Here is a 1,702-nt window from a genome sequence, read left to right as displayed (position 1 = left end):
AGTATATCAAAAATTAACTGTTACATTCTTACTAATAGGAAATTAGGGAATAACGTAGTAGCGTTGCCTAATGAAACTATTGGTGAACTCACTATTAATTGTAGTATATGGGATGTTAGTAGATTTTATAGACAATCGATGTCGTCATCTCAAAAAGAGCCTTTGAATATATCTCTTACTGATATTTTTGAACAAGGTATTTTATGCCTTCCAGCTCATACGGGCAATAACTCTCTTCAATCATATCTAGCTGTAATTCCAGGTAAAGTGTTAGCACAGCTATATGGACTATACGGTACAAGGTTATTGGAACAAAATGTACGTTGTTTTCTTCAAGCAAGAGGAAACGTAAATAAAGGGATTAAAACTACGATTGTTGAAAATCCTGAAATGTTTTTTGCTTATAACAACGGCATAACAGCGACCGCTAAAAATATTGAAGTACGGAAGAATGAAAATGGATTAGAGATAACTAATATCCAAGATTTACAAATTGTAAATGGCGGACAAACGACAGCTTCTTTATTTCATACAGCAAAAAAAGAAAAGGCTAGTTTAGATGATGTTTATGTTCAGATGAAACTGTCTATTGTTGAAGATGAGCTATCTTCAACAATAGTGCCTAAAATCTCAGAATATGCTAATACACAAAATAAAGTAAATGCAGCAGACTTTTTTTCTAACCACCCATTTCATATTCGTATTGAAGAGTTTTCTCGAAGAATTTATATCCCATTAAAAAGCGGTGAAATTAGAGAGACTAAGTGGTTCTATGAAAGGGCTAGAGGACAGTATAATGATGCAATATCGAAGCTAACTATCGGTGAGGCCAAACGTTTTAGAGATGAGCACCCGAAAAGGCAGATGTTCACGAAGACTGACTTAGCAAAATATGTCAATGTATGGGAAGAAGATCCCTTGTACGTCAATAATGGCGCACAAAAGAATTTCACGCAGTTTGCTAAGAGAATAGGGAACTTATGGAAAAAATCGTCAGAGGAATTTAATGAAGTTTATTATAAAAACTTAATTGCCAAAGCTATTATATTCAAATCTACCGAAGGAATAGTCTCTTCTGAAGAGTGGTATGGTGGCTATCGTGCAAATATTGTTGCTTATAGCATCGCATGTTTAAGTGAGTTTTGTAAAAAGAATAATAAGGCATTTAATTTTGAAATAATTTGGGAAAAACAAAGTATTAACATGAAGTTGACTAAGTGCTTAAAAATAATTTCAGGTTATATAAATGAAAAATTAATGTCCCCGCCACCACAGTTTAAGAATGTTACGGAATGGGCAAAAAAACCTCTTTGCTGGCAAGTGATCCAAGAAGGTATAGCGCAAACAGAAAGTGAGCTTTCTCCTTATTTATCAGGTTTACTGATTGATGATGTAGAAGAGCGAAATATAAAATCTGACGCAAAAAAGGTACAGAAGGTAGATAATTCGATAGCTGTCCAGAAAAGAGTTATTGAATTTGGTCTGGAAAAGTGGAGAAACTTAGCAAAGCAAGCTTTAAAGGATGGATTATTATCGCAGACTGAAATGGAAATTATAACGAAAACTGTTCTCACTAAAAATAAAATTCCTTCTACTAAACAATCAATTGTTTTGAGCAAAGTTTTGTAAACGTCCGGTGATCACCACCTAGGGTTTAATATTCCAAGGCAGTAAGCTGTCGATATTTGGCTCGGCTTGGCAG

General features: G+C 34.3%; 1 protein-coding gene. It reads left to right on the top strand.

Going from position 1 to position 1,702, the window contains the following annotated elements; all coding sequences use genetic code 11:
• A partial coding sequence (locus Q4575_RS19625) for an AIPR family protein (protein ID WP_303523931.1) occupies positions 1-1,629 on the top strand: 1,629 nt, incomplete at its 5' end.
• Between the last annotated feature and the right edge of the window lie 73 nt (positions 1,630-1,702).

The sequence above is a fragment of the Psychrosphaera sp. 1_MG-2023 genome, from assembly GCF_030548245.1.
Taxonomy (GTDB): domain Bacteria; phylum Pseudomonadota; class Gammaproteobacteria; order Enterobacterales; family Alteromonadaceae; genus Psychrosphaera; species Psychrosphaera algicola.
The sequence above is the reverse complement of the archived record's forward strand: the minus strand, read 5'-3'. Positions and strand labels throughout refer to the sequence as shown.